Origin of the sequence: Nocardia sp. NPDC059236 (assembly GCF_042754085.1) — a bacterium.
Taxonomy (GTDB): domain Bacteria; phylum Actinomycetota; class Actinomycetes; order Mycobacteriales; family Mycobacteriaceae; genus Nocardia.
In genome coordinates this window covers 164,692-172,340 of record NZ_JBHZAF010000020.1, presented here as the reverse complement: position 1 = coordinate 172,340, position 7,649 = coordinate 164,692, and the positions used below count along the sequence as shown (strand labels likewise).

At 68.7% G+C, this 7,649-nt stretch carries 7 protein-coding genes; 4 read left to right on the top strand and 3 right to left on the bottom strand.

Annotated features, from left to right (window positions below; translation table 11 throughout):
* Window positions 1-376 precede the first annotated feature (376 nt).
* The 3 genes from ACFXIV_RS37890 (at window position 377) to ACFXIV_RS37880 (ending at window position 3,560) form a co-directional block, all read left to right on the top strand.
* Window positions 377-676, top strand: a complete 300-nt coding sequence (locus tag ACFXIV_RS37890; protein WP_379401328.1) for a hypothetical protein — start codon at window positions 377-379, stop codon at window positions 674-676.
* Window positions 677-811: 135 nt separating this feature from the next.
* Window positions 812-2,641 (top strand): ArnT family glycosyltransferase, encoded by a 1,830-nt coding sequence (locus ACFXIV_RS37885; protein WP_379401327.1) that lies wholly within the window; start codon window positions 812-814, stop codon window positions 2,639-2,641.
* Between the two features lie 52 nt (window positions 2,642-2,693).
* Entirely contained in the window at window positions 2,694-3,560 is an 867-nt protein-coding gene (locus ACFXIV_RS37880; protein ID WP_379401326.1) for an SDR family NAD(P)-dependent oxidoreductase, read from the top strand.
* A 38-nt stretch (window positions 3,561-3,598) separates the two neighbouring features.
* On the opposite strand, the gene ACFXIV_RS37875 is transcribed toward ACFXIV_RS37880, so the two are convergent.
* Complete coding sequence (locus tag ACFXIV_RS37875; protein ID WP_379401325.1) at window positions 3,599-3,772, bottom strand: hypothetical protein; 174 nt, start codon at window positions 3,770-3,772, stop codon at window positions 3,599-3,601.
* An 89-nt stretch (window positions 3,773-3,861) separates the two neighbouring features.
* Window positions 3,862-4,791 (bottom strand): NAD-dependent epimerase/dehydratase family protein, encoded by a 930-nt coding sequence (locus ACFXIV_RS37870; RefSeq protein WP_379401324.1) that lies wholly within the window; start codon window positions 4,789-4,791, stop codon window positions 3,862-3,864.
* Between the two features lie 150 nt (window positions 4,792-4,941).
* Between ACFXIV_RS37870 and ACFXIV_RS37865 the strand changes: the two genes are divergently transcribed.
* On the top strand, window positions 4,942-5,643 hold the full coding sequence (locus tag ACFXIV_RS37865) for a TetR/AcrR family transcriptional regulator (protein ID WP_379401323.1): 702 nt from the start codon (window positions 4,942-4,944) through the stop codon (window positions 5,641-5,643).
* Window positions 5,644-5,811: 168 nt separating this feature from the next.
* Here ACFXIV_RS37865 and groL read toward each other — a convergent pair whose 3' ends face one another.
* Window positions 5,812-7,434: a chaperonin GroEL gene (gene groL, locus ACFXIV_RS37860; RefSeq protein WP_354843619.1), complete on the bottom strand. Its 1,623-nt coding sequence runs from the start codon at window positions 7,432-7,434 to the stop codon at window positions 5,812-5,814.
* Between the last annotated feature and the right edge of the window lie 215 nt (window positions 7,435-7,649).

The window sequence follows — 7,649 nt, the reverse complement described above, 5'->3', positions numbered from 1 at the left end:
CCCTCACACGGGGGGTGAGAATCGGAACCAAATTTCAAAATTTGGCACTGACATTCATCGACACACTATTGAGTTCTCAAAGAACACACGCACAAACGATCTCCCGGGCTCTTGGTCCCGCTCGATCGTGAGGCAACTTTTACAGCTTAGCCCAGCCTTCTCAGCGAAACCAAATCCGCTGGTCAGGTGAAGCTAGTGTGATCATCAGGCGCTCCTCGTCCAACCTCGTTTCCCAGGCCCTTGGGGCTCCGGGTCGGTGTCCGTGTCGCTCTGACCTGGAATAAGTTACGTGTTGCTACGAACAGAAGTCAAATCGGCTGGTCAGAGGCGCAATTCGCGCAATTCGCACGCTCTCGCTCTTGCGACCCGTGGTCGGGTGGACGACCTTGGTGGTGTGTACGTCTGCGATTGGTCGATTACCAGTTCTGTTGTCGACGAGTTCGCGGAACGAGTTCCCGGCCATAAAGAAACCGACTGGCGTGTTAGTTGGCTGCCGGGCCGATTGCTCACCCGCGCCCAGGCGCTGGCCGCCATCGAATTGGCCGAACTCCTCTTCGACCCCGCCCGCCCCGCGGACGCCCACATCCACGCCACCATCGCCGCGACCGCCGAACAGCTCGGCGTCCGGCCCATCGATGTGGCCGTCACCCTCTCGGCACGACACCCCAACCGCTGACCCCACCGCCGTCCGACCGCACCGTCCACCCCTCGGTGGGCCCGCATACGCCGGGCGGACGATTCCCGCCGGAAGCCCTCCGCCCACGGGTGGAATTCCTTTGACACCCACCGGGAACCGGCCGAAATTGGGGCTGTGACAGGGGTAATCGCACGTCCCGAACGATCCAGAACCGACTGGTCACGATGGTTGCGGGGGCCGGCCGACCAGCCACGCTGGGCCCGACCCGCTCTGCTGAGCATCGCCGTCGCGGCCGGGGTCCTCTACGCCTGGGGCATCAGCTCGCAGACACCACACCTCTACTACTCGGCCGCCGCCCGCTCGATGAGCATGAGCCGGCACAACTTCTTCTACGCGGCCTTCGACCCGGACGCGACCATCAGCATCGACAAACTGCCGGGCGCGATCTGGATCCAGGCGCTGTCGGTACGGGTATTCGGGCCGCACACCTGGGCGTATCTCCTGCCGCAGGTCATCGAGGGCGTGCTCACTGTGTTCGTGCTGTACCGCGCGGTGCGGCGACTGTCCGGTCCGTACGCGGCCCTCGTCGCGGCAGCGGTCGCGGCCCTGGCGCCAGCGGTGGTCGCGCTCGATCGCGGCAATATCTCCGACACCCTGCTGATCCTGCTGCTGGTGCTGGCCGCGGATCAGGCGGCGGCCGTGATCGTGTCGGGGCGGGTGCGGAATCTGATGTGGTGCGGGCTGTGCATCGGCCTCGCCTTCCAGGCGAAGATGGTGCAGGCCTGGTTGATCGTCCCGGTGCTGGCGGCGGCGCTGCTGCTCGCCGCGCCGAGAAGCGAACTGCGGCAGCGCATCACGGGTCTGGCCTGGTTCGGTGCGACCACGCTGGTGGTGTCGCTGAGCTGGATGACAGTGGTCAGCCTGCTGCCCGCCGGGCACCGGCCGTACGTGGACGGCAGCCACCACAACTCGCTGTTCGAGCAGGTCTTCGTCTACAACGCGGCCAGCCGCACCAATGACGGATTCAGTGTGGGGTCGGCCAACTTCACCACCGGTGGCCGGGGCTCGGGATACCGCGCGGAGCTGGTGCTCGGACCGGACAGCCGGTTCGACCATCTCTTCGGAGGCGGCGGCGGTCGCGAGAGCGGGTGGTTGATTCCGCTCGCGCTGGTCTGCCTGATCGCCCTGGCCGGGGCGGCCCGGCGGCGGCCGCGCACCGCCCGCGAGACCGCGGCGCTGGTGCTGTGGGGCGGCTGGCTCGTGGTCCACCTGGCGATCTTCCTGGTGATCGGGACGGTGAACCCCTACTACCTGGCGGTGCTCGCACCCGCGATCGCGGCCCTGATCGGCATGGGGGCCGAGGCTTTCCGCCAGACGGATGACCGCCGGATGCGCGGGCTGGGGTCGGCCGCCGTGGCCGCGACCGCCGCGTACGGCTGGTGGCTGTCCGCGGCCGCGCCCGGCTGGGTGCGGGCCGGGCTCGTGGTCGTCACCGTGGTGCTCATCCTGGCCGCGCTGCGCGTCCGCGAATCATTGGCAACCGCACTGCTACTCGTCGCGGCGCTCGCCGCGCCGACCACGGCCGCGGTCTCGGTGGTCGCGGACGGATACGGTCCGCTGGACACCCCCTATGAAACGGCGCAGGCCCGGCAGATCACCCAGGGCTTCATGGCCTCGGCCCTCACCTCGGCCCGGGAACTCGATGCACAGCTCGCGAAGACGCCCGGCCACCCGCGATATCCACTGGTCACCTTCACCTCCGCGCTGGCCTCGCCGTTCATTGTGAGCAGCGGCCGGCAGGTGCCGGCCATCGGCGGCTTCACGGGCGCGGCCCCGGTGCCGACCACCGCCGAGGTCGCCCGCATGATCGAGGCCGGCGAGGTCGGACTGGTCCTGGTGACGCCCGCGGACGACGACCGTGTGACCTGGATCCGGCAACACTGCCGCGCACTGCCCGGTGGCGGGGACGGCGCGGTCCTCGCCTACACCTGCGCCCGCCACTGACGGCAAACCGAAACGGTCCCGAATCACTGTGCGGCACTTAGCATCACTGACCATGCAGGCCATCAGCGGGCTGATTCACAAGATCAAGCATGGGCTCGACACCCAGGTGAGCATCGCGCGGCTGCGGCGAAACCGCACCCTCGCGGAAGCCGCGACCGGACGCACCGTCCTGATCACCGGCGCCTCCTCCGGCATCGGACGCGTCGCCGCCGCACAACTCGGCGTGGCCGGAGCCACCGTGCTGCTGGTCGCGCGCCGCGCCGAGGAACTCGAACAGGCCGTCGCCGATATCGAGGCCGCCGGCGGCAAGGCCGCCGCCTACCCCTGCGACCTCAACGACTTCGACGCCCTCGACGCCATGACCGCCAGCGTGCTCGCCGACCACGGCCACGTCGACATCCTGGTCAACAATGCCGGCCGCTCCATCCGCCGCCCGCTCGACCAGTCCTACGACCGCTTCCACGACTACGAACGCACCATGCGGCTCAACTACTTCGCGGCCGTCCGCCTCATCCTCGCCTTCGCGCCCGGCATGCGGGACCGGCGTGACGGCCACATCATCAACATCCTGTCCCTGGCCAACCTCTACGGCGGCCCGGGGTACGCGGCCTACGTCGCATCCAAAGCTGCCCTCGACTCCCTGAGCACCAGCCTCCAAGCCGAAACCCACACCGAGAATGTGCGTTTCACCTCCATCTACCTCCCCCTCGTCCGCACCCCGATGATCGCTCCCAACGCCGTCTACCAGAACGCCGACGCGCTCACCTCCGAAGAGGGCGGGCAGATCATCTGCGACGCCATCATCGACCGGCCGCGGCGACTCGCCCCGGTCATGGGCCGAGTCACCGCGCTCATCGACAGCGTCCTGCCCGAACGCGCCGACGGCATCCGCAGCGCACGCTTCCGGCAAGGCATGTGACCAGCACCCCGGGGCGCACCGATGCCCCGGGGACACCGTCACGCGCACCGGCGGCCCCACAGTGCGGCCAAGGCCAGCAGCCATCCGCTCCACAGCACGTACCCGGCGAAATTCGCCTGCTGCGCGCCCGGCACCTGCCACGGAGCACCACACCCGGACAGGACACGCGGATAGTCGAACACCGCGCCCAAACCCGCGAACCCGGCATTCATGCCCACGACTGTCACGGCTATCAGGACCCGCGGCATCAGCGGCGCCCTGCCGGTGGAGGATTTCGTGAGAGTGGATATGGCGGGCTCCTTCACCGGCGCACGGCGGGCTGGGCGTCCAGGGTGGCGCGGACGGCATCCGCGATCGGCGTCGGGTCGAGGCCGAAGTGAGTGGTCGCGGCGCTGGAGTCCAGGACGAAGGGGCGGTCGAATTGGTAACGCAGTTCCCGCATTTCGCGGGCATCGGGTACGAACAGGCCGACCGCCCAGAGCAGGGCGGCGGGCATGCGGCCGACCCGGGCTGACGGCGCGCCGGCCAGCGACGCCGTCAGATCGGCCAGGGCGCGGACCGACAGCGGCGGCGGGGTCGGGACGTGCCAGGCTCGGCCCCAGGCGGTTTCGTCATCCGCGACGGCGATCAGCAGGCGGGCCACGTCCTCGGTGGCGGTCCAGCTGTGCGGGGCGTCCAGGTCCGCCGGGACCAGGGCGCGCTTGCCCGCGAGCACCGCGGGCAGCACCAGCACGCTGAAGGCCGACGTCGCGGCCGGGCCGAGGTAGTCCGAGCCGCGCACCTCGGCGGTGCGGATGCGACCCGCCCGGTGGGCGGCGAGCTGCTCGGACCACATGTCCGCGCGCACCCGGCCCTTCACGGAATTCGGGCGCAGCGGATGCGATTCGGTGACCGGACCGTCGAATTCGCCGTAGCCGTACAGGTTTCCGACCGTGATCACGGCCGCGCCGGAAAGCTCGGCGGCGGCCAGGACGGCGCGATGCAGGGGTGGGAAATCCTGCGGCCAGCGGTGATACGAGGGCTGGGCGCACTGGTACAGGGCGGTGGCGTCCGCGCAGTGGGTGAGCAGGGCTGCCGGGTCGGCGGCGTCGGCGGCGATGCGCTCGATATTCGGGTGGTCGGGGCCGGAGCCGCTACGGGTGACGATGCGGACATGGTCACCTCGCGCGGCGAGCAGTCGCGCGGTGGCCGTGCCCACCGGGCCCGCTCCGATGACGACGTGCAGGGACATGGGGTCCTCGATCCTGTCGGATGTGGATAAGTCGAGAACACTGTTCTCGGCCTGTCGACGGTAGAAGTGCACACCGTTTCCCGTCAAGAACACTGTTCTCTCAGTCGCCTGCCGTTCTCCGAACAGTTGCCTGTTCTCTACACTGCGGATATGTCCGCCGGATCCCTGCGCGCCCGCGTCCGCACCGAAATGATCGAGGAGATCAAGGCCACCGCGCGCAAGCGGCTGGCCACCGACGGCGCGAACCTGTCCCTGCGCGGCGTCGCCCGCGACATGGGGATCGTCGCCTCCGCGCTCTACCGCTACTTCCCCAGCCGCGACGACCTGCTGACCGCCTTGATCCTGGACAGCTACCGGTCCCTCGGCGCGGCAGCCACCGCGGGCCAGGCCACCGCTCCCGCGAACAAAGAACGCGCACAATGGCTTTCGGTGTGCGCATCGGTCCGGGACTGGGCCGTCGCCAACCCCACCGAATACGGACTCCTCTACGGCAGCCCCATCCCCGGCTACGACGCCCCCGAGGACACCGTCGGCCCCGCCGCCACCGTCGTCATGCTGCTCGCCGGCATCGCCGCCCACGCCGCGACCGCCGACCGCCTGCACCCCGCACCCCTGCCCACTCCCCTCCCCGCCCCGGTGCACGCGGACCTGCGCACCCTCATCGAACAGCAGTCGTCCGACCTCCCCGAAGAAGTCCTCGACCGCGTATTCCTGGCCTGGACACAGCTTTTCGGCCTGGTCACCTTCGAGATCTTCGGCCGACTCGACGGCACCATCGAAGCCGTCGCCGACTACTTCACCCACCACATGAACCTCATGGCCGACCTCGTCGGCCTGCCCGCCGAAAGCTGATCCAACACAAGCGAATCGGCCTGTGCGCCACCATCACACGCCTGAGCCCGGCCATCGCGTGCCGATCGCTGCTCTCCTTCCGGGGCCTTACCCACACATGGCCGAGGGCCCGGCCACCATCAGGTGGCCGGGCCCTCGTTCTTCAGATGTGTTGCCGGAAGGCAGGACTCAGAAGTCCATGCCGCCCATGCCGCCGGTCGGGTCGCCCGCGGGGGCGGCCTTCTCCGGCTTGTCGGCGACGACGGCCTCGGTGGTCAGGAACAGGGCCGCGATGGAGGCCGCGTTCTGCAGGGCCGAGCGGGTGACCTTGACCGGGTCGGCAACGCCGGCGGCCAGCAGGTCTACGTACTCGCCGGACTCGGCGTTCAAGCCGTGGCCCGCCGGGAGGTTCGAGACCTTCTCGGCGACAACGCCCGGCTCCAGGCCGGCGTTGAAGGCGATCTGCTTCAGCGGGGCGGACAGCGCGACGCGGACGATGTTCGCGCCGGTGGCCTCGTCACCCGACAGGGACAGGGCGTCCAGGGCCGGGGCGGCCTGCAGCAGCGCCACGCCACCACCGGCGACGATGCCCTCTTCGACGGCAGCCTTCGCGTTGCGGACGGCGTCCTCGATGCGGTGCTTGCGCTCCTTGAGCTCGACCTCGGTCGCGGCGCCGGCCTTGATCACGGCAACACCGCCGGCCAGCTTGGCCAGGCGCTCCTGCAGCTTCTCACGGTCGTAGTCCGAGTCCGAGTTCTCGATCTCGGTGCGGATCTGCGCGACACGGCCCTTGATGGCCTCCGGGTCGCCCGCGCCCTCGACGATGGTGGTCTCGTCCTTGGTGATGACGACCTTGCGGGCGGTGCCCAGCAGCTCCAGACCGGCGGTCTCCAGGGAGAGGCCGACCTCTTCGCTGATGACCTCGCCACCGGTCAGGATGGCGATGTCGGCCAGCATGGCCTTGCGGCGGTCACCGAAGCCCGGGGCCTTGACGGCGATGGACTTGAAGGTGCCACGGATCTTGTTGACGACCAGGGTCGACAGGGCCTCACCCTCGACGTCCTCGGCGATGATCAGCAGCGGCTTGCCGGCCTGGATGACCTTCTCCAGCAGCGGCAGCAGGTCCTTGACGGTCGAGATCTTCGAGCCGACGAGCAGGATGTACGGGTCCTCGAGGACCGCTTCCTGACGCTCCGGGTCGGTCACGAAGTAACCGGAGATGTAGCCCTTGTCGAAGCGCATGCCCTCGGTCAGCTCCAGCTGGAGGCCGAAGGTGTTGCTCTCCTCGACGGTGATGACGCCTTCCTTGCCGACCTTGTCCATGGCCTCGGCGATCAGCTCACCGATGGACGAGTCGCCCGCCGAGATACCGGCGGTGGCAGCGATCTGCTCCTTGGTCTCGACCTCCTTGGCGGTGTCGAGCAGCTTGGCGGTGACGGCCTCGACGGCCTTCTCGATGCCGCGCTTCAGGCCGAGCGGGTTGGCGCCGGCGGCCACGTTGCGCAGGCCCTCACGGACCAGCGCCTGGGCCAGCACGGTGGCGGTGGTGGTGCCGTCACCCGCGACGTCGTCGGTCTTCTTCGCAACTTCCTTGACGAGCTCCGCGCCGATCTTCTCGTACGGGTCTTCGAGCTCGATTTCCTTGGCGATGGAGACACCGTCGTTGGTGATGGTGGGGGCGCCCCACTTCTTCTCCAGCACCACGTTGCGGCCCTTGGGGCCCAGGGTCACCTTGACAGCGTCGGCGAGGCTGTTCAGGCCACGCTCGAGTCCGCGGCGAGCCTCTTCGTCGTACGCAATTGTCTTGGCCATTGCGTTGAGATCCTCCAGATCAGGGGATTGGCATGATCTGGTCAGGTTCGGTGCCCGCGACGGACGACCCGGCTCATTTGGTCAAATACAGCCCGGTCTCACCGTTTCCGACCTAGCACTCGCAGGTGCGGAGTGCCAAATCCCTTTTTAGCACTCGCCCCAGTCGAGTGCAAGGTTGAGGAGATGGCCGCACGAGTCCCCTCGGCGGCCCGGAT

Coding starts and splice junctions, on each gene's coding strand:
- ACFXIV_RS37870 (WP_379401324.1), bottom strand. CDS start 4,791: ATGTCCCTGCACGTCGTCATCGGAGCGGGCCCGGTGGGCACGGCCACC.
- ACFXIV_RS37865 (WP_379401323.1), top strand. CDS start 4,942: ATGTCCGCCGGATCCCTGCGCGCCCGCGTCCGCACCGAAATGATCGAG.
- groL (WP_354843619.1), bottom strand. CDS start 7,434: ATGGCCAAGACAATTGCGTACGACGAAGAGGCTCGCCGCGGACTCGAG.
- ACFXIV_RS37880 (WP_379401326.1), top strand. CDS start 2,694: ATGCAGGCCATCAGCGGGCTGATTCACAAGATCAAGCATGGGCTCGAC.
- ACFXIV_RS37875 (WP_379401325.1), bottom strand. CDS start 3,772: ATGAATGCCGGGTTCGCGGGTTTGGGCGCGGTGTTCGACTATCCGCGT.